18 protein-coding genes are annotated in these 20,864 nt (G+C 50.7%); 10 read left to right on the forward strand and 8 right to left on the reverse strand.

All coding sequences use genetic code 11. The features are described from left to right. Positions 1-191: 191 nt before the first annotated feature. Entirely contained in the window at positions 192-689 is a 498-nt protein-coding gene (gene secB / locus ACKPCT_RS17840; protein ID WP_090072337.1) for a protein-export chaperone SecB, read from the forward strand. A 115-nt stretch (positions 690-804) separates the two neighbouring features. On the opposite strand, the gene dnaQ is transcribed toward secB, so the two are convergent. The 4 genes from dnaQ to ACKPCT_RS17860 are packed head-to-tail and all read right to left on the reverse strand — an operon-like array spanning position 805 to position 3,692. Then, positions 805-1,560: a DNA polymerase III subunit epsilon gene (dnaQ, locus tag ACKPCT_RS17845; RefSeq protein ID WP_090072335.1), complete on the reverse strand. Its 756-nt coding sequence runs from the start codon at positions 1,558-1,560 to the stop codon at positions 805-807. A 42-nt stretch (positions 1,561-1,602) separates the two neighbouring features. Next, positions 1,603-2,205: a dephospho-CoA kinase gene (coaE, locus tag ACKPCT_RS17850; RefSeq protein WP_319567554.1), complete on the reverse strand. Its 603-nt coding sequence runs from the start codon at positions 2,203-2,205 to the stop codon at positions 1,603-1,605. A gap of 9 nt (positions 2,206-2,214) precedes the next feature. Further along, positions 2,215-3,093, reverse strand: coding sequence for a shikimate dehydrogenase (locus ACKPCT_RS17855; protein WP_319567555.1), 879 nt, complete (start codon positions 3,091-3,093; stop codon positions 2,215-2,217). Positions 3,094-3,095: 2 nt separating this feature from the next. Further along, the gene (locus ACKPCT_RS17860) at positions 3,096-3,692 is read right to left on the reverse strand and encodes a Maf-like protein (protein ID WP_319567556.1); all 597 of its coding nucleotides are present in this window, start codon (positions 3,690-3,692) and stop codon (positions 3,096-3,098) included. A gap of 637 nt (positions 3,693-4,329) precedes the next feature. Here ACKPCT_RS17860 and hemE point away from each other — a divergent pair. From hemE to ACKPCT_RS17900, 8 genes are all read left to right on the forward strand, one after another. Next, on the forward strand, positions 4,330-5,361 hold the full coding sequence (gene hemE, locus ACKPCT_RS17865; RefSeq protein WP_090072329.1) for a uroporphyrinogen decarboxylase: 1,032 nt from the start codon (positions 4,330-4,332) through the stop codon (positions 5,359-5,361). A gap of 57 nt (positions 5,362-5,418) precedes the next feature. After that, positions 5,419-5,871 (forward strand): protoporphyrinogen oxidase HemJ, encoded by a 453-nt coding sequence (gene hemJ, locus ACKPCT_RS17870; RefSeq protein WP_090072327.1) that lies wholly within the window; start codon positions 5,419-5,421, stop codon positions 5,869-5,871. Between the two features lie 267 nt (positions 5,872-6,138). Continuing rightward, entirely contained in the window at positions 6,139-7,404 is a 1,266-nt protein-coding gene (gene rho, locus ACKPCT_RS17875) for a transcription termination factor Rho (protein WP_090072325.1), read from the forward strand. A 317-nt stretch (positions 7,405-7,721) separates the two neighbouring features. Continuing rightward, positions 7,722-9,065 carry a tRNA uridine-5-carboxymethylaminomethyl(34) synthesis GTPase MnmE gene (gene mnmE / locus ACKPCT_RS17880; RefSeq protein ID WP_319567557.1) on the forward strand — a complete coding sequence of 448 codons (1,344 nt, stop codon included), beginning with the start codon at positions 7,722-7,724 and terminating at the stop codon, positions 9,063-9,065. 309 nt (positions 9,066-9,374) lie between these two features. Continuing rightward, positions 9,375-11,219, forward strand: a complete 1,845-nt coding sequence (mnmG, locus tag ACKPCT_RS17885) for a tRNA uridine-5-carboxymethylaminomethyl(34) synthesis enzyme MnmG (RefSeq protein ID WP_319567558.1) — start codon at positions 9,375-9,377, stop codon at positions 11,217-11,219. A gap of 76 nt (positions 11,220-11,295) precedes the next feature. Then, positions 11,296-11,943, forward strand: a complete 648-nt coding sequence (gene rsmG, locus ACKPCT_RS17890; protein WP_210186730.1) for a 16S rRNA (guanine(527)-N(7))-methyltransferase RsmG — start codon at positions 11,296-11,298, stop codon at positions 11,941-11,943. A 28-nt stretch (positions 11,944-11,971) separates the two neighbouring features. After that, the gene (locus ACKPCT_RS17895; RefSeq protein WP_090072318.1) at positions 11,972-12,802 is read left to right on the forward strand and encodes a ParA family protein; all 831 of its coding nucleotides are present in this window, start codon (positions 11,972-11,974) and stop codon (positions 12,800-12,802) included. Between the two features lie 83 nt (positions 12,803-12,885). Beyond that, positions 12,886-13,755, forward strand: coding sequence for a ParB/RepB/Spo0J family partition protein (locus ACKPCT_RS17900; protein WP_090072316.1), 870 nt, complete (start codon positions 12,886-12,888; stop codon positions 13,753-13,755). Between the two features lie 103 nt (positions 13,756-13,858). Here the strand turns inward: ACKPCT_RS17900 and ACKPCT_RS17905 are convergent, their stop codons facing one another. The 4 genes from ACKPCT_RS17905 to leuS all read right to left on the reverse strand — a co-directional run bounded on the left by ACKPCT_RS17905 (position 13,859) and on the right by leuS (position 19,747). After that, positions 13,859-15,100, reverse strand: coding sequence for a TCR/Tet family MFS transporter (locus tag ACKPCT_RS17905; protein WP_319567559.1), 1,242 nt, complete (start codon positions 15,098-15,100; stop codon positions 13,859-13,861). Positions 15,101-15,483: 383 nt separating this feature from the next. Beyond that, a complete protein-coding gene (gene holA / locus ACKPCT_RS17910) occupies positions 15,484-16,518 on the reverse strand; it encodes a DNA polymerase III subunit delta (RefSeq protein WP_319567560.1) in 1,035 nt (344 codons plus the stop codon). Between the two features lie 87 nt (positions 16,519-16,605). Beyond that, positions 16,606-17,142, reverse strand: a complete 537-nt coding sequence (lptE, locus tag ACKPCT_RS17915; protein WP_319567561.1) for an LPS assembly lipoprotein LptE — start codon at positions 17,140-17,142, stop codon at positions 16,606-16,608. Further along, positions 17,129-19,747, reverse strand: coding sequence for a leucine--tRNA ligase (leuS, locus tag ACKPCT_RS17920; RefSeq protein WP_319567562.1), 2,619 nt, complete (start codon positions 19,745-19,747; stop codon positions 17,129-17,131). The genes lptE and leuS overlap by 14 nt, the downstream gene beginning before the upstream one ends. A 415-nt stretch (positions 19,748-20,162) precedes the next feature. On the opposite strand from leuS, the gene ACKPCT_RS17925 reads away from it, so the two are divergent. After that, complete coding sequence (locus ACKPCT_RS17925) at positions 20,163-20,837, forward strand: YggS family pyridoxal phosphate-dependent enzyme (RefSeq protein ID WP_090072306.1); 675 nt, start codon at positions 20,163-20,165, stop codon at positions 20,835-20,837. Positions 20,838-20,864: the final 27 nt, after the last annotated feature.

Raw genomic sequence — 20,864 nt, forward strand, 5'->3', positions numbered from 1 at the left:
CCGGTTCATCATGCTACAGCGGTTCTTAGACAAGAGGATTATCATTTCGGACCCTGCTGAAGCGCCTGGGTAAGCTATGGGAGGCGATCAGGTGATCAAAGCCTGATCTCGACATTAATTCTGGCGCTGGGTGTTCAGGCGATCCATTTGGGATCCAAATTTGTTCAACCAATAAATTAGGAAACAGTTTTATGAGCGACGCACAAGAAAATGGCGCAGCTGAAGGCGGTGAACTCAAACTGCCAGGCCTGAGAATTCTAGCCCAATATATCAAGGATATGTCCTTCGAAAATCCAAACGCTCCAGATTCTCTGCGTCCTCGCGAGAAAGCGCCTGAGATTAACGTTCAGATCAACGTCAATGCAACGCCACTGTCGGAAACTGAATTCGAAGCCGAGCTGACATTGAACGCCACCGCGACCAGCGACGAAACAACCATGTTCAACGTCGAGCTGCTTTATGCCGGTATCTTCTCCATTTCCAACGTTCCGCAGGATCAGCTACATCCGTTCATCATGATCGAATGCCCACGCATGCTGTTCCCGTTTGCACGTCAGATCATTTCTGATGCGACTGCACGTGGTGGTTTCCCACCGCTGAACGTGGATCCAATCGATTTTGCTCAGCTTTACCGTCAGCGCATGATGGAAATGGCTGCACAGCAGCAGCAGGACCAGCCTACCCAGTAAGCTGCTTTCACCTGTCAAAATACAAAAGCCGACCGGTTTATCCGGTCGGCTTTTTTGTTGCTCAATTTTGAAAATTGCGATCCCGTTTCACGTGAATCCGTGTATCAAGCAAGCCTTATGCCTCAGTTTGATCCTGATCTGCTTCTTCACCAGGTTCCGGTGGCATATAGTGTGACCAGATCATCTCGCCTTTTAGCTCTCCAAGAAAAACGCGATGTGCTGAAATTTCCTCTTCCGTAAGCCTTGTAGGCAGCGGAGAGGGACGTGCCTTGGCAGGTTTGCGAACGCGTGTCGCTTCCCAATCCTCGCCATCGGAATCATTCTGCTGGTCATTGGACAGCATGAAGCTGGTCTGGCGGCCACCAATCAATTCCAGATAGACATCGGCCAAAATCTCACTATCGAGCAAGGCTCCGTGCAAGGTACGCTTGGAGTTATCAATACCAAAGCGACTACAGAGAACATCGAGATTGTTTGGACCTGCGGGGAATTTCTGGCGCGCCATGGCCAACGTATCGATGACAAGATCATTCTTGATCTTGGGAAAACCGGCTTTATCCAATTCCCAATTGAGAAATTTCACGTCGAAGCTGGCGTTGTGGGCGATCAACACGGTGTCTTTGATGAAGTCGTGAAAATCCTTGGCGATTTCAGCAAATTTCGGTTTATCCGAGAGAAATTCTTCTGAAAGACCATGCACCCGGAAGGCCTCTTCGGGCATATCGCGTTCTGGATTGATATAAACGTGGAAGTTATTCTCGGTCGGCAAATGGTTGATGAGTTCAACACAGCCGATTTCCACGATCCTGTCGCCAGTCATGACATCAAGGCCGGTCGTTTCCGTATCGAATACAATTTCCCTTAGCGCCATTTCAAACTCTCTTCCAAATCAAATCACTTTGCAGACTATGATCTATTCGCCCGTTTGTGCAAAGCGGCTTCTGACATCATCCAGAATTGCTTCCACCTGCCGGGCAGCAGCTTCCAGCCCCTTGCCAGTGTCGATAACATAGTCGGCGCGGCTGCGTTTTTCTGCATCGGGCATCTGCTTGGCCTTGATGGCCTCGAACTTTTCGGCTGTCATGCCCGGACGCTCAAGCACACGCCTCCGCTGGATACTCTCATCAGCGGAGACGACAACAACGACGTCCACACGGTCCTGTGCATGGGTTTCATAAAGAAGGGGGATATCCAGAACAACAATGTCGGCCTTATCCGATTGGGCTTTCTCGAAGAATTTCCTTTCCTCGGCCCGCACGAGAGGGTGAATGATACTTTCCAGCCGACGCATGGCTTCCGGATTTCCGATCACCTTTTGAGAAAGCACCGCGCGATCGGCCCCCAGAGGCCCGGTGGTTCCGGGGAACTCGGCTTCAATCAATGGCACTGCCTCACCATGATAAAGCTCATGAACCACGGCATCTGCATCGTGAAGCGGACAGCCACGCTGCACGAACATCTGTCCTGTGGTGCTTTTGCCCATGCCAATGGAGCCTGTAAGGCCGATCTTGATCATGTGTGTCTCCTAAAGCTGCACCAGCACCTCTTCGCGCAAGGCTTCGGTCACTGTGGGTCGCTTGCCAAACCAGTGTTCAAAGCCCGGGACTGCCTGATGCAGCAGCATGCCCAGCCCATCAACGACCAAATTGCCTCTCATCCTTGCCTGCCGCAACAGATCCGTTTCAAGGGGATTGTAGACAATATCAGTCACCAATGCAGAGGCGGGCAGAGCGGCAAGGGAAATTTCTAGAGGTGGCTGACCGATCATGCCTAGGCTCGAGGTGTTCACAAGCAGATCGATATCGCAAAGCTGCTCAGACCGTTCCTCCCATTCGATGCACTGCAAATGATCGTCATATCCAAGCTCTGTGAAAAGCTTTACGAGCACTTCTGCTTTTTCTTTTGTTCGATTCGCTATCGTAACGGTCGAAAAACCACGCTCTATCAAGCCATTGATGATGGGTCGTGCTGCGCCCCCAGCGCCCAACACCATTGCGTGGCCGCCCTTTTTGCTATCCCAACCGGGCTGTAGCTGATCAAGATTGGCCAGAAAGCCGTAGCCATCAGTATTGTCAGCATGGAGCTTTCCATCCTCAAACCAAAGGGTATTTGCGGCTTGAAGTCTTTTGGCCGCAGGATGAACCACATCGGCAAAGGCCAGAACCGCCTGTTTGTGCGGGATTGTCACATTGCCACCGGCAAATCCTTTGTTTTTCATCTCTGCAATAAAGCTGCCCAATGCGTCCGGCTCAACGGCAATCTTCTCATAAGAGCCGGCAAAGTCGAACTTTTTGAGCCAATATCCATGAATGACCGGTGATTTGGATTGTTCAATGGGCCAGCCAATGACAAAGGCTTTGGGCGCACTGGAGGAGAGCGCACTGGATGAATTGGTTTTGGTCATGATCAGAAATCCAGTCCCTGTTGGTCACGCAAATAGTCGAGCAATGGGAGTAGGGGCAATCCCAGGATGGTGAAATAGTCGCCATCAATCTTTTCAAACAATTGCACGCCAAGCCCTTCCAACTGGTAACAGCCAACGCTGGAGCGCACCTGATCGCCAACGCGCGCCATATAGCGCCCGATCTCTTCCGGGCTCAATGGCCGCATGGTGAGAGTAGCTGTCGAAACATGGTTCCAGAGGATCTCCCCATCTTTTGCACAAGCCACAGCCGAGTTCAGCTGATGGCTCTGACCGGCCAATTCCAGCAGTTGGCGGCGCGCGGCGGCTTCGTCTTCTGGTTTGTTGAAGCGTTTATCCCCAAAGCCCAATGTCTGATCCCCACCGATGACCAGCGCACCAGGATTGCGAACGGACACTTCGGTTGCTTTCACCTGAGCAAGCAGAGTTGCGATATCGGCAGGAGAGGCCCCTGCTGCCAATAGAGGCTGTTCGGCGGCGCGCTCATCAATTTGCGCAACCGATGTCTCAAATGAAAGGCCGGCATTGGACAAGAGCTGTGCCCGAGCCTGACTTTTGGAAGCTAGAATCAATGGAATCATGAAAAAGGTCCAACCGTTGAGAAGATGATCCGAGTTTTAGAGCAAGCAGGCGTCAAACAAAACGGCTGTTGTGGATCTTTCCCCTCTGTCACGATTTACACAGGCTGAAAAGGCCGGAAAACAGCAATTTCCGTCATGAGACTGTCTTAATAGAGGGTTAAGACCGGCTCCAACAATCGATTCTTCAACAGGGGGTGTGGGCAACAGGGGATAATCAAGCCGTTTTTCCCGAGCTTGGCTTTTCATGCCCGTTAACCATTTATTAATCCCCAAGCTGAGTTGAGCAACGCCTGTTTTATTAACACTCTGTTTACTGAGGTTAACAAACAGTTAATACACACTTTGTTAAACTTTGCTCAATTTCTGTCTCCATAAAGCCCCCAGATTTGACCACAGAAGACTCCGCAGAATTCTGCCTCAGACAAGACTTGTCCCCATTGGTCCCTAAAAGTTACTAGAAGGTAAGGACTGTTGAATCACAGTTGTTCAAGAGTCATTGTGGGCAATGTGTGGGCCAAAAATAACTCCCACAATCCACGGTCTAAAAGAAGAAACAGATTCTAAAACTTAAATATTTTATTAGGAAGTTTGTTGGGAATCGTGCTCAATTCGGACTGCAAACGGGGAGACAAAATTCGTGAACAATCGACGCTTGATGAACGTGCTCAATGGCCAGACTGAGAAAGTTCCTCCTATCTGGTTGATGAGGCAAGCGGGAAGATATCTTGCTGAATATCGTGCTACCAGAGCAGAGGCAGGGAGTTTTCTCTCCCTTTGCTACAATCCTGATTTGGCTTGCGAAGTAACCCTTCAGCCCATCCGTCGATTTGGATTTGATGCAGCCATTCTGTTTTCCGATATTCTCGTAATTCCCGATGCACTTGGGCGTTCGGTAAGGTTTGTTCAAGGGGAAGGTCCGCAGCTTGATCCGATCTCTCCTGAAGAAATCAAGGATCTCGACCCTTCGATCGTTCTGGAGAATCTAAATCCGGTTTTTGAAGCAATTGGAAAGATTCGAGAAGGGCTACCGGGGGAAACCACCTTTCTTGGTTTTTGTGGTGCTCCCTGGACCGTTGCCACCTATATGATCGCAGGCCATGGCACACCGGATCAGGCTCCTGCCCGTTTGTTCGCTCGCAAGTATCCCGAAGCTTTTCATGCCTTGATCGATGTGCTGGTTGAAGCATCCATCCTGTATCTGGTCAAACAGCTGCAATCAGGCGCTGACGCGGTGCAGATTTTTGATAGCTGGGCGGGCGTGCTGGATGATGCGCTCTATCTTTCGGCTTCCCGTGATCCCATCGCCAGAATTGTGGCGGGTGTCCGCGCTCAAATTCCGGGCGCGAAGATTATCGGCTTTCCAAAAGGGGCGGGTGTGCGGCTCGTTGATTTTGTTGAGGCCACAGGCGTAAATGCCATCGGGTTGGACTGGACCGTACCACTGGACTGGGCGCGGGATGTCTTGCAGCCGAAAGTGGCTTTGCAGGGTAATCTGGATCCGACCTTGTTGATGTCTGATGAACGACATCTGGATGAATCCATTGACCGGATCATGGCGTCTTGGAGCAACGGACCTTTTATTTTCAATCTGGGTCATGGTATTTCCCCGCAAGGCAATATCGATCTGGTTCATCGACTGATTCAGCGCGTGCGTTCCTATAGGGGTTAAGCTTGATATTGAACGAGCAAATGACCGGGCTTTTGTTCAAGTGAATTGAGGACTGAAATGGATTTTCTGGAATTTCTTCCCTATGAGTGGACAAAGGCCCTTCACATCATCTCTGTCATCACATGGATGGCAGGGATTTTCTATTTGCCGCGATTGTTTGTCTATCATGCAATGTCTGAGGTCGGGTCTGAGAAATCTGAAATATTCAAGGTCATGGAACGAAAATTGCTGAAGGGCATCATGAACCCTTCTCTGATTGCATCTTGGATTTTCGGTTTGTGGCTGGCCTTTGGTCATGGCATTTGGACTGCTGATGCCATTTGGCTTCATATCAAGTTTCTTCTTGTAAGCCTGATGACCGCTTACCATATGGTGTGTGCACGCTATGTGCGTGTCTTTGCTGCTGATGAAAATCGCAAAGACCATGTCTACTATCGTTATTTCAACGAAGTTCCCACGCTGTTGATGGTGGCTATCGTCATTCTGGCTGTTGTTAAACCCTTTTACTGACGGCAAATTCGGGGTTTGAGACTAGCAATTCGTCTCAATTTGGCTCTTTCATCTGGTCTCGCGTCATATTTTTGTATCACAGGGCTTGCCCAGTCTATGCGAAGCAGCTATGTTCCGCGAAATCGTTTCTAACGATGAATACCTTGGAGACGCTTTCTTTCCTTTGTTTTCCGGGGTTCTAGCGAGGCACAATAACAAACAACAGTGCCTTGTTTTCTTCCTACCTTTTTTCCCTTGGTTGCTTATCCCTTATATGAGAGTTTCGCTATGCGCGAAATGAAACTAAAAGAACTCAAAAAAAAATCTCCAACAGAGCTACTGAATTTTGCTGAAGAGCTCGAGGTCGAAAATGCCAGTACGCTGCGAAAGCAGGAACTGCTTTTTGCGATCCTCAAACAGCTTGCAGAAAGAGAAACAGATATCATCGGCGAAGGTGTCGTCGAGGTACTACAGGACGGTTTCGGTTTTCTGCGGTCGCCAGATGCAAACTATCTGCCTGGCCCGGATGATATCTACATTTCACCTTCCCAAATCCGGCGCTTTTCCTTGCGTACGGGGGATACGGTGGAAGGACATATTCGCAGCCCGAAGGAAGGCGAACGCTACTTTGCCCTTCTGAAGGTGAATACTGTCAATTTCGAAGATCCGGACAAGGCGCGTCACAAGGTTCATTTCGATAATCTGACGCCGTTGCATCCTGATGACCGCTTCAAACTTGAGGCGACTGATCCAACCGGGAAAGACATGTCCAGTCGAGTGATCGATCTGGTCGCTCCGCTTGGTAAGGGTCAGCGTGCTTTGATCGTTGCGCCGCCGCGTACCGGTAAAACCGTTCTTTTGCAGAATATCGCAAAATCAATCACGGCCAACCATCCGGACAGTTGCCTTATCGTGTTGCTCATTGACGAGCGCCCCGAAGAGGTGACCGACATGAAGCGGACGGTGAATGGTGAAGTGGTCTCATCTACGTTTGATGAGCCGGCTTCCCGTCACGTGCAGGTTGCCGAAATGGTGATCGAAAAAGCCAAGCGTCTGGTCGAACACGGCCGTGATGTGGTTATTCTGCTTGATTCCATCACGCGTCTTGGGCGTGCCTACAACACGGTTATTCCTTCTTCCGGTAAAGTTTTGACCGGTGGTGTGGATGCCAACGCGTTGCAGCGTCCGAAGCGCTTCTTCGGTGCAGCCCGTAATATCGAGGAAGGTGGATCGCTAACGATCATCGCCACCGCCCTGATTGATACGGGTAGCCGTATGGACGAGGTTATCTTCGAAGAATTCAAGGGCACGGGTAACGCCGAAATCGTTCTTGATCGTAAGGTTTCCGACAAGCGTATCTTCCCTGCCATGGATATCCTCAAATCGGGTACCCGTAAGGAAGAGCTTATGGTCGACAAGAAAGATTTGCAGAAGGTCTTTGTTCTGCGTCGTATTCTTGGTGCCATGAGCAATGTTGATGCCATCGAGTTCCTGCTCGATAAATTGCGTGCAACGAAGGACAATGCGGAATTCTTCGACAATATGAATACCTGATGTCCTGCATCCGCTTGTAAATTGGGCTTGCTCAATCGCATGTAAAAGATTAGAAAGCCGTCTGACAGTCGTTGGGCGGCTTTCATTTTGTGATCTTCTCTTCTGGATCACCGAAAAACCTGCTCTTGATATATTCGGATCTTCTGCGAAATCGATGGGATAACCAGATTGTCAGCCTGATGGTCAGGTCCGCATAACGGGCGTAGATCTGACCTTTTGGCAGGCCGGTTGATGCAGATGGATTCGGTTCTGAAACAATCAACATTGCAAATGCACAGTATGCGACCCGCATCTTTTGGGGCGCAGGGATTGATCTCATGACGCAAGATACCATTTTTGCCCTATCCAGCGGAGCGGTTCCGGCTGGTGTTGCCGTGATTCGTTTGTCCGGCCCCAAGGCGCGTTTCGTCATGAACAAGCTGATCGACAAGGAACCCAAACCCCGTTTTGCGGCCCTGCGTGATCTGTCTGATCCTGATAGTGGTGACATCATCGACCAGGCACTGGTTATTGTTTTCCCAGATACCAAGTCTTTTACTGGCGAAGAAGCTGTCGAGTTTCATCTTCATGGCGGGCGGGCAGTGGTCAAGGCGATGCTTGAAATTCTGGGTCGGTTCGAAGGTTGTCGTCTGGCCGAAGCAGGGGAGTTCACACGGCGGGCGTTTGAAAATGGGAAATATGATCTGACAGCTGTCGAAGGGCTGGCCGATCTCATTCAGGCGGAAACCGAAAATCAGCGCAAACAGGCAATCCGTCAGGCAAGTGGGGCCCATAAGAGTGTCATTGATGGCTGGCGGGAGATTTTGCTTCAGGCGCGAAGCATGATTGAAGCGGAACTGGATTTCTCTGATGAAGAAGATATTCCGGGCGCGATTTCCGATGTGATCTGGCCCAAGTTGAGAGAGTTGAAAGCTGATATCGAACGTCACCTTTCCAAGGCCGATCATGGGGAGCGCCTGCGCAACGGATTGACCGTGGTGCTTGCCGGTCATCCCAACGCGGGAAAATCGTCCTTGCTTAATTGGTTTGCCAAACGGGATGTGGCCATCGTGACCGAAGAAGCCGGAACGACGCGCGATCTTTTGGAACTGCATCTGGATATCGAAGGCTACCCGGTGACGATGATTGATACGGCTGGCTTGCGAGAGTCAGACAATGTCGTCGAGCGGGAAGGGATACGTCGCGCTTTGGAAAAAAGCGAGAATGCGGATCTGTTGATTGAAGTTGTGGATGGTACGCATCCTGAGGAACGGGTGGAGCTGAGCAGTCACGCACGACGAATGGTTCTGTTTAACAAACAGGATCGAATCGATTCGGATCCGTTTCATGCCAATGGTAAAGGCGATGATAAGGAAATGGTCTTTTCAGCCTCGGTTAAAACAGGCAAAGGGATGGATTTCCTTTACGATTCGTTTGTGAAACAAATAGAGTCCCTGTTTGATGGGGCTGAAGATGTGCTTATAACCCGTGAGCGTCACAGAAAATATCTGCTCTCCTGTGTGGATAATGTTAATAATTCCCTTATCTATACAGAGTCGCCTATAGAAATTCGCTCAGAATTCTTGCGTCAAGCTGGGGATGAGTTGGGGAAGATCACTGGAAGAATTGATGTCGAGGAAATGCTCGGCGTGATTTTTTCACAGTTCTGTGTGGGTAAATAGTGGATCGTTTCACGTGAAACATAGTTTTTTAAATTCAGGATTGACTCTGTTTCACGTGAATCATCAAACGAGGAATTTGTCCCAATAGTTTCACGTGAATCCGTGCTATATAGCGAAAATCTGCGGGTTTGACGTGTTTCACGTGAATCCTGAATTTCGACCCGATTCAGGCTATCATGAGGGATGTAAACAAGTTCTGAAGAATTGGGGTCTGCGAGTTAACGCTTTAGGGAAGGTCTTCTTGGCGTTCGGGCTCGTACCGATGACAATGCTCTGTCCGATGTTGACTAAAGACATAAGAGGATATGGATGAACCGAGTTGATGTAGTGGTTGTTGGTGGTGGTCATGCAGGTGCTGAAGCTGCAGCAGCCGCTGCGCGTGTTGGTGCGACGGTTGCGTTGGTGACTCATAGTCGACAGACAATCGGTGTGATGTCTTGCAATCCGGCAATCGGTGGATTGGGTAAAGGTCACCTCGTTCGTGAGATCGATGCTCTGGGCGGTGTCATGGGGCTTGCTGCGGATAGGGGCGGGATCCAGTTTCGTCTGCTTAATCGGCGCAAGGGGCCTGCGGTTCAGGGACCGCGCGCGCAGGAAGATCGTAAGCTCTATCGAGATGCCGTGCAGGCGCTTCTGGCTGACATTCCCAATCTTATTATTGTCGATGGGGAAGTCGCCGATATGTCCATTGATGAAGGGCGCGTCACCAGCGTGACTTTGTCTGGTGGCAAGGAAATTGCCTGCGGTGCGGTCGTTTTGACGACAGGGACTTTCCTGCGTGGGCTTATTCATATCGGGCAAAAAAGTTTCTCGGCCGGGCGCATGGGCGATCCAGCGGCCAATGATCTGTCTTTGCGTTTGATGTCGGAGAATTTTCGATTAGGGCGTTTGAAGACAGGAACTCCGGCGCGGCTGAATGGTGCCACGATTGACTATTCTTCTCTTGGTACACAGCCAGGGGATGATGAGCCTGTGGCTTTTTCCTACCTGACGAATGCTATCGCGACACCGCAGATTGATTGTCATGTGACCCGTACCGTTCCTAAGACACACCAGATCATTCGTGAGAATATCCATAAGTCTGCGATGTATTCGGGTAAAATCGAAGGGGTAGGGCCGCGCTACTGTCCGTCTATCGAAGATAAAATCAATCGCTTTGGTGATCGGGATGGGCATCAGGTGTTTCTTGAACCTGAAGGGCTCGACGTTGACACGATCTATCCCAATGGTATTTCAACCTCGTTACCGGAAGATGTGCAGGATGCCTATATCCGGTCTATCCCGGGTCTCGAGAATGTCGAGATCAAGCAATATGGTTACGCGATTGAATATGACTATATCGATCCGACCGAGCTGAAGGCGACGCTTGAAACCAAGCGCGTGTCCGGTTTGTATCTGGCCGGTCAGATCAATGGGACGACCGGCTATGAAGAGGCCGGGGCTCAAGGTTTGATTGCGGGCATGAATGCGGCGCGTCAATGTGGTGATCAGGATGGTGTGGTTCTCGGACGATCCGATGCCTATATCGGCGTGATGATCGATGACCTGATTACACGCGGTGTGATGGAACCCTATCGGATGTTTACCTCGCGGGCGGAATATCGTCTTTCTCTGCGTGCGGACAATGCCGATCAGCGCCTGACGGATCTGGCTGATGGGTGGGGTCTGATCGGCGAAGAACGGCGTAAGGCTTTCGGACAGAAGAAAGAAGAACTTCAGGCCATTACAGCTCTTGCTCAGGAAAAGAGTCTGACGCCAAATGAAGCGGAACGGGTTGGTCTTAAAATCAACAAGGATGGTCAGCGCCGCACAGCTTATGAGCTTCTGGCTTATCCGGATTTGACCCTTGATCGATTGACCGAAGTGTGGCCCGAATTTGGGAATTTTTCACCCAAGGTTCGCAAGCAGCTTGAGATCGAAGCGCTCTATCAGGTCTATATGAAAAAGCAGACTGATGATATCGAGACCTTCAAGAAGGATGAGGCCTTGGTGATTCCATCCAGTCTTGTCTTTGAAGATATCAACGGACTGTCCAACGAATTAAAGCAGAAGCTCAAGCATGTCCGTCCGCAGACCCTTGGACAGGCCTCGCGTATCGATGGAATGACGCCGGCGGCTTTGACGCTTGTTCTGGCACATAGCAAGCGTATGTAATGTTGATAGATACCGGCTTTCTGGCGGGCAGGGTGCTGCGCTCCTACAGACGGTTTGAAAGAAATGGAAAGATCATATGGACGCTAAGGAACGTGGTATTGAGTTGATCAATTCAATGCTTCCGGTTTCACGTGAATCACTGGAAAAGCTAGGTCGCTATGAGGCTCTGGTGCGTAAGTGGCAGCCAGCGCAGAATCTTGTGGCTCCGAAAACCCTTGATGAAATTTGGGTGCGCCACATAGCGGACAGTGTGCAGATCTATGCGGCTTATCCTCAAGCGCGCCATTGGATCGATCTTGGGTCTGGTGCCGGATTTCCGGGGCTGGTCACTGCCATTCTGCTGGCTGATACGGGTGAGGATTACTCGGTTCACATGATCGAAAGCAATGGCCGGAAGGGTGCATTTCTCAAGACAGTTGCCCGCGAGTTGGGGCTCAATGTCGTCGTTCATGGAGACCGGATCGAATCGGTATTAAAAGACTGGTCTGGTCCGGTGGATGCCTTTAGCGCCCGAGCCCTGGCTTCTCTCGATAAACTCTGTTCTTTTGTTCATCCCCACATTTGTGAAACTTGTGTGGGTGTTTTCCACAAAGGTCGGGACTTTGATCGAGAATTGCGTGAGGCCAGTGTTAGCTGGAATATAGATCTGGTACAACAAGTGAGCAGAACGGATCCCGAAGCGCGGATCGTTATTCTGCGCCGCTTATCACCCAAAAACGCATAGTGAAACAAATGCGAAGTGAGGCCACTTTATGAGTTCACTGCCTGAATCTCCCCGCGTTCTGACTCTTGCTAATCAGAAGGGCGGCGTAGGGAAAACAACAACTGCAATCAATTTGGGTACCGCTTTGGCGGCGATTGGAGAAACGGTTCTCATCGTGGATGTCGATCCTCAGGGCAACGCCAGTACCGGATTGGGTATCGATCGTCAGGCGCGTCAGGTTTCTACCGCCGAATTGCTTCTTAATGAAGCAACGCTGATGGAAGCTGCCATCCCGACTGCCGTGCCGCGTCTGTCTGTTGCAGCGTCGACGATGGATCTTCTCGGGCTTGAACAAGAAATTTCGGGTGATAAGGACCGCGCTTTCCGTTTGCGCAAGGCCATCGAAACACATGGAAAAATGGGTGATGAGATCCCAGAAGAAAAGCGTTTCACTTATGTGTTGATCGATTGTCCGCCGTCACTCAACCTCTTGACCATCAATGCGATGGCGGCAGCGCACTCCATTCTTGTTCCACTGCAATGCGAGTTCTTCGCGCTTGAAGGTTTGACCCAGCTCATTCAAACTGTGAATCAGGTCAAAGGTGCACTGAACCCTGAACTTTCTATCCATGGCATCGTGATGACCATGTATGACAGCCGGAATAATCTGTCCAATCAGGTGGTTGAAGATGTGCGCGAGCATATGGGGGATAAAGTCTATGAGACGATTATTCCGCGCAATGTTCGCGTTTCTGAAGCACCATCCTATGGTAAACCGGCTTTGCTTTACGATCTGAAATGCTCGGGCAGTCAGGCTTATTTGAAACTCGCATCGGAGATTATCCAGCGCGAGAAGAAATTGCGTAACAAGGCTGCCTGATTGTCGGGTCAGCATAACTGTGACAAAGGGAAGTCTGGCCCGGTTGCTTAGGGGCTATACGGGTTTGATGGGAATGCGGAAAAATGGCAAAAAAACCAGCTGAAGGCAAACGTTTGGGGCGTGGATTGGCGGCTCTGATCGGAGATATGGATAATGAAGCGCAGGCGATTGAGCGAGCTCGCTCTCAACGGCGTATTCCTATTGAGTTTTTACGGCCTAACCCGCGGAACCCACGTCAGGATTTCGTTGAAAAAGATCTCGATGATCTGACCCGATCGGTCAAGGAAAAGGGGATCATGAACCCTATTCTTTGTCGTGCGGTGAAAGATGAAGAAGATTCCTACGAGATCATTGCTGGCGAGCGCCGTTGGCGCGCCGCCCAGGCAGCTGGCCTGCACGAGGTTCCTGTTCTCATTCATGATGTAAATGACAAAGAAGCGCTTGAACTCGCGATCATCGAAAACGTTCAGCGTGCGGATCTGAATGCACTGGAAGAAGCACTTGGCTATGATCAGTTGATCGCCGAGTTTGATTATACGCAGGCTGAACTCGCTGACGTTATTGGCAAGAGCCGCTCTCATGTGGCCAACACCTTGCGGCTGTTGAAGCTTCCTGAAAGCATTAAGGATTATCTCAAAAAGGGTGAGCTGACCGCTGGCCATGCTCGCGCCTTGATCACGGCAGAGAATCCCGAGGAGCTGGCGCGCCGTATCGTTGAAGACGGTATGACAGTACGCGATGCTGAAAAGGCTGGTCAGGAAAAGGAAAAGGTCAAGGAACCAAAGCCGAAAAAAGAAAAAGATGCGGATACGGTGGCCTTGGAAAAGCGTTTGACGGATCGCCTCGGCTGGAATGTTTTTATCGCACCCAAGAAAAAGGGTGGGGAGCTCAAGATTCAGTATAAATCTCTTGAGCAGCTCGATGCGATTATCGCGATTTTGGAAAATCAATAAGTCGCGTTTATCGATAGATTTTGTAGAAAAGGGAGCCAAAAAGGCTCCCTTTTTTGTTGCCTACGTTATTGAAATATCGGTCTTTGGCCAGAAGATTAGGCACTTAACGCTGGTTTTTGCGTCGATGGCGTTTGGTAAAACAGGACAGAGGGATTATTGCCAACAGACATACGAAGGCAGAAAGGCCGAATACGCCTGCGGGGTGATAGTAGGCAGCATGGTCCTGAGTGAAGAAATAAAAGGTGCGGGTCATGATCAGTGGGCTCAGAACGGTCGTGAGACTGGTGAGGCTGCCAATTCCACCTTGCAATTGTCCCTGATGGGTTGCCGGCACTCTCTGGGTCATGAGAGATTGCAGTCCGGGTGTCGCCAATCCACCAAGCGCGGTGAAAGGCAAGAAGGCATAGATGACCCATCCCTGAGTGATGAAGAGCAGTGTCGCCATGATTGCCGCGCTGCTGACAATACCAATCAAGGCGATGGTCAATTCATCATGTTTTTTGAGAAGAACGCCGACTAGAAAAGCCTGTGTAAGGGCATGAAAAAAGCCAAAGATGGCCAAGGTTAGTCCGACCTGGCGGCTGCTCCATTCGAAGGCCTCGCGCGTATAATAAGGCCACACAGACACATAAACATGGTCCGCGATGAGAAAGAGAAAGAGCGCCAGAAACAGGGGCATTATGGATGGAAAGCGCGTGCATTCGGCAAGTCCCTTGAAGGGATTGACGCCGGTCAGCGTAAATTTCCGCCTTTTCTCCTTGGGCAGGCTTTCGGGAAATATGAATAGTCCGTAGATAAAATTCAGTAATATCAAGAAGAAAGCTGCAAAAAAGGGCACGCGTACGCCATAGTCTGTAAGCATGCCACCAATCAAGGGGCCAGCAACAAATCCGGCACCAAAGCTGGCACCCAACAGGCCGAAATTGCGTGTGCGCTGCTTTCCGTTCGAGATATCTGAAATGAAGGCAGAAGCCGTGGCGTGGGTTGCGCCAAAAATCCCGGCAATAAAGCGGCCAAAAAACAGCAGCCAAAGGGAATTGGCAAAACCCATTATCAGATAATCAATGCCCAATGCGCCAAGGGAAACAACAAGGATTGGTCTGCGGCCGAAGCTATCGGAGAGATTTCCCAAAATGGGCGAAACAATGAATTGCATGAAAGCATAGATGAAAGTCAAGTAGCCGCCATAGATTGCTGCGTTGCCCAAGTTGCTTCCTGTTATTTCTTCCAGGAGATCCGGTAGGACTGGTGAAATAAAGGCGATTCCGAAGGCATCCAAAAAGACGGTAATCATGGCAAAATAGGCTGCATGGGACCCATTCTTCCGGATTCTGTTGAGTGTCATTATGTTTTCCAGACGTTGGGGTCGTATTGCAAATCTTACCCGATCGGCTTTATGCTTTTGTTAGTCGCAATAGGTTCAAATGATTAAAAATTAAAGTCAATCTCGGGCAGTGAAAAGACAGTGGAGAGAGTTCTTCGCGCTATTTTCTCGGCGCGTGTTTAGGACCTAGAGGGCGCATGGACCAATCGGGTTGATTCACGTGAAACGAGTTTGACTTGGGGTGCTGGCTTGGCTGTGGCTTAGTGATTCATTGAAATACTGATCAGGAGAGTACAGAGGGATCTATCTCTATTTGTTTTCACAAAATGAGAGATCGGTAAAAGCAACTTACTGATTCAAAAAACGATTCACGTGAAACAATATCCAGACAGGAATAATGTGGCTTAGCGGTTGCTGCGCTGTGCTGTTGCCGAAATCATTAGAAGGGTCTCGGAGATCACTGTGGGGGCCAATTGATAATGCTTGCGGCTGTTTGCCAGGCTCTGAGAGAGCAATTCACAGGCCCGGGACGCCTTTTTGCTGTCCCATATACGTAATTGGCTCTGAATAAGCGGTTTGCGCTTGAAATGCAGCATGGGGGCCGCCTTATCGAGCGCTGAGGGGGGCGGAGTGCCTTTGTCCATCAGGCTCAGGGCGCGCTCGAGCATCTGAAAATGACGCAAAGCTGCCGACCCGATAACCGCAGGATGATTACCGGAACCCAGAATTTGTTCAAGGCGTCGATCCAACTCGCCAGTTCTTCCAAGCGCGGCAGAATCAACAATCATATCAATCTGTTGGTTGGAAGCATCGCCGACGATATCTTCGATATGCTGCTCGGTGATTTCCCCATCATCCATGGCAAAGAGGCAGAGCTTTTGAACCTCGGCACGAGAGGCCATTCTGTCGGCGCCCAGATTGTCCAGAAGCATCGCTCGGGCATTCTTTGTGATGGACAGGCGTGAGAGGGCTAATTCTTCGTCTATGATGCCGTTGAGAGCCTCTCGGGCGTCCATATAGCAGGGCAGGGTGACTGCGCTTTGTGCCTTCTCTATAGCCTTGCGCAAGGGGGCCGATTTTTTAAGATCAGCCGCCTTGATTATGATGAAGGCATCTTGAGGCGGAGTGGACAAAACGGGTTCCAACGCCGGCATGATCGATTTGCTGCCGCTCATCTGGATGGTGATGACGCGGTTGCCGCCAAACATCGAAATGGTATTGGCTTCATCGGCCAGACGCAGAGGGTCAGAGGCGATATCCGTTGAATCCAGACGGATCACTGCAAAGGGATCTGAATTGTCCTTGAGATAGGTTTTTGCAAGGCGTTCGGCGCGTTCGGTAACAAGACCCGTATCCTGGCCATAAATCAAAATGACCTTATGGGCATAATTGGGTTTGACCAGATAGCTATCGACCATATTGGTCTTGATTTGCGCCATTGTTTGCCTTTGAAAAACGGGTTTTGCAGTCGGAAAACAGGACATCAGGCCGTCTGTTCTTCAAATACGGACGGCCTTAATCCGATATTATGTGCCTGCCGCAAAGAAAGCAGACAAGCGCAGCTGAATATCATTGGCAATTTGTTCAGCCGCACGGTTTTCTGCATCAAGCTTGGCTCGATCGTTGGCAAAACGCTGGGTGCTGCGGGCAAATTCAGCCGTAAAATAGCTGGAACCCTTGGTTGCCAGAGATTTGTCAGAAAGCTTGATGAGTGTATAGGTCGCGGTCATGCTGACACGGGTGGTTTTTGCAAGGCCGGTCCCGCTTTCAATGGTCAGATCATCGCTGGTGGATTTGGTATCCAGAACCAACTTGTAAGCGGGTGCTTCTGGCGACCCACCGCCTGTGAAGGCGAAGATCAAATTGTTGCGGATTTCCTGTTCGATACGATTGTCAGCAGGGGCAATTTCTACCGCGGAAAGCTCTGTTGCAAGCGTTTGGCCTGTTGTCGTGTTCGAGGAATAGAGTGGACGAACCTGACAGGCAGAAAGGCCAAGACCCAGGCCCACAAAGAGGGCCAGGGTCAGAATTTTCGTCTTGTTATGATTGTCAGATAACAACATTGACGATCCTTTTGGGCACGACAATGACCTTGCGCGGAGCCTTGCCATCCAGTGCTTTGAGTACGGGTTCAGATGCGAGTACAGCCTTTTCGATTGTATCTTTATCTGCGTCCGCGGCAACGGTTAATTCACCGCGTTTTTTTCCGTTGATCTGAATGGGCAGCGTAATTTCGTCTTCCGTCAACATGGCGCTGTCCGCTTGTGGCCAGCTTTGCGTGGAAACGAGACCTTCCTTGCCAAACTGCGACCAGCATTCCTCGGCCAGATGCGGCATCATCGGGGAGCACATCAACAACAGAAGCTGCATGGATTCATCAACAACCCAGCAAAGGGATGCATCCTTATCGAGCTTTTCCTTCTTGGCTGCGGACGCGATGGCATTGACCAGCTGATAGATCTGGGCAACGGCACGGTTGAAGCCGAGCTGCTCGATGGTGCTTTCCACGGTTGCCAGTGTCTTGTGGGTCAGCTTGCGCAAGGCAAGGGCTTCACCAGACAGGCTCTCTGGCTTGGAAAGCGCAGAAAAATCAAGGAATTCAGATACATCAAGTGTCAGACGCCAGATGCGCTGGATGAAACGGTGGGCGCCTTCTGCGCCAGCTTCGGTCCAGATGACGTCGCGTTCCGGAGGGCTGTCAGAGAGCATGAACCAACGGGCCGTGTCGGCGCCGTAGGTTTCGATGATGTCGGTCGGATCCACGGTATTTTTCTTGGATTTCGACATCTTCTCGATAGAGCCGATGGTGATGGTTTCGCCGGTTTCCTTATGGACTGCGCTGCGCTTGCCGTCTTTTTCAGAAATGGTGATCTCTGCTGGCGATACCCAGCGACCATCTTCACCTTTATAGGTCTCATGCACGACCATGCCTTGGGTGAAGAGGCCCTGGAAGGGCTCTTTTACCGTCATATGGCCGGTTTCGCACATGGCGCGGGCGAAGAAGCGGGAATAGAGCAGATGCAGAATAGCATGCTCGATACCGCCGATATATTGGTCAACCGGCAGCCATTCATCGACAGCCTTCTTGTCGGTCGGGTTGGTCTCCCAAGGCGCAGTAAAGCGCGCGAAATACCAGGAACTATCCACGAAGGTGTCCATGGTGTCGGTTTCGCGCTTGGCTGCCTTGCCGCATTTGGGGCAGGTGCAATCCCGCCAGGTCGGATGACGGTCAAGCGGGTTGCCCGGCTTGTCAAAATTTATGTCGTCCGGCAGCTTGATTGGCAGGTTTTCTTTTTTCTCTGGAACCACACCACAATCGGGGCAATGGACCATCGGAATCGGGCAACCCCAATAGCGCTGACGGGAAATACCCCAGTCACGCAGACGATATTGGGTCTTGCGCAAGGCTTGAGGCTTGTCACCGATCATGATGGCTTCCAGTTTGGAAGCAACCGCGTCTTTGGCAGCGTCAATGCTCATGCCATCGAGGAATTCGGAATTGAAGATGGTACCTTCACCGGTATAGGCTTCATCAGCGACTGTGAAGCTTGCCGGATCTGCGTCTTTCGGCAGCACAACAGGGGTAACCGTCAGCCCGTATTTGCGGGCGAAATCAAGGTCACGCTGGTCATGGGCCGGACAGCCAAAGATGGCGCCGGTACCGTAATCCATCAAGATGAAGTTGGCGACGTAAATCGGCAATTCAATTGAAGAATCAAGAGGATGGACAACTTTTAGGCCGGTATCAAAACCAAATTTCTCGGCAGTTTCCAGCTCTGCCGCGGAGGTGCCCATCTTGTGGCATTCTTCAACAAAGGCTGCCAGTTCGGCATTGTCCTTGGCCAGTTCCTTGGTCAGTGGATGGTCTGCCGACAGGCCCATGAAGGATGCACCAAACAGCGTGTCAGGGCGGGTGGTGAAGATTTCCACTTCACTATGGCCATGCACTTCTTCGCTCAACTGGAAGCGGACCTGTAGGCCCTCGGATTTACCGATCCAGTTGCGCTGCATCAGGCGCACCTTGTCAGGCCAGCGGGTCAGATTGTCGATTTCGGAGAGCAAATCGTCAGCGAAATCAGTGATTTTGAAGAACCACTGTGTCAGTTCACGCTGTTCCACTTCAGCGCCGGAGCGCCAGCCCTTGCCGTCGATGACCTGTTCGTTAGCCAGAACCGTCTGGTCTACCGGGTCCCAGTTGACCTTGGCGTTTTTGCGATAGGCGAGGCCTTTCTCGACAAAATCGAGGAAGAGCATCTGCTGACGATGGTAGTAATCCACGTCACAGGTTGCAAATTCGCGTTCCCAATCCAGCGACAGGCCCATCAGCTTCAGCTGGGCGCGCATGGTTGCGATATTTTCGTAAGTCCAGTCTTTGGGGTGGATCTTGTTCTGCATGGCGGCATTTTCCGCCGGCATGCCGAATGCATCCCATCCCATCGGGTGCAGGACATTAAAGCCTTTGGCGCGTTTATAGCGGGCGACGACGTCGCCCATGGTATAGTTGCGCACATGGCCGATATGAATGCGACCGGATGGATAGGGGAACATCTCCAACACGTAGTATTTTGGTCGTGGGTCTTCATTCGTGGTTTGGAAGATTTTCTGGGTATCCCAGGTCTTTTGCCAGCGAACTTCCGCTTCGCGTGCGTTGTAGCGTTCATTAGCCATGGATCGTCGCCAATGCCTCGTCTCTAGAGCATTTTCGGTAATTCAGAAATCAGCGAAAATGCTCTATTCATCTGTATTTACGCGAATCCCAATGCAAAAAGTCGAGCGACTTTCCGGGGATGCGCTCCAAGTCACTTTCAGGCCCGACCATCAACAGAATTCATACCTTCCGTCAAGTCCTTTAAGGTGAGATCTGGCCCTGATGCGGTTCAATCTTGCGATGAGAGCGCGTTGAGGCTAATTTATCGTGCATAATGCAGGCATATCAACGCATAAAGTGTCTGGACCAGTGAACAACTCATCCATATGATGTGGACGCTGGAATTATCATATTCTGCATCAGTTAGGCGCATTTTCGAGCTAGAGCTATCAATCAAATCGCCGAAAGTGCTTTCAAGAGGTATAAAAAATCAAGATGAGTATATCGTCCCATTTGGCAGAGGTTCAACAAGCCATAACGGAGTGCGAAAAGGAAGCCGGACGGGAGGATGGGAGCGTAACACTCATCGCTGTTTCAAAAACCTTCGATGCAGACGTGATCGAAAAGGCCTTGAAGGCCGGTCAAAGGGTCTTTGGCGAAAACAAGGTTCAGGAAGCCAAGGGCAAGTGGCCCCAATTGCGCGAAGCCTATGAGGGTGTTGAATTGCACCTTATCGGGCCGCTGCAGTCCAATAAGGCCAAGGATGCGGTTGCGCTGTTTGACGTCATTCATACCATCGATCGCAAGAAGATTGCGCGTTCCATCCGGGTGGAAATGGAAAAGCAAAGCCGGGAACTGGATCTGTTCATCCAGATCAACACCGGTGCAGAACCGCAAAAAGCCGGCATCCTGCCAGATGAAGCTGATGATTTTATTGGTTTTTGCCAGGTTGAGTTGGGCCTTAGCATCCGCGGCTTGATGTGCATTCCGCCGTTTGATGAAGACCCGAAGCCTCACTTCAAAATGCTGCGTAAGATTGCCAAACGCAATGACATCAAAGAGCTTTCCATGGGGATGAGCTCGGATTATACCGAAGCCATCAAACAGGGTGCCACCTATGTCCGCGTTGGCAGTGCCATCTTCGGTCATCGTAAGCAAAAGAAGGATTAAGGAGGCATCAAGCCTCCGTTCTTTTTT

The organism is Cohaesibacter marisflavi, from assembly GCF_963665895.2.
Taxonomy (GTDB): Bacteria; Pseudomonadota; Alphaproteobacteria; order Rhizobiales; family Cohaesibacteraceae; genus Cohaesibacter; species Cohaesibacter marisflavi.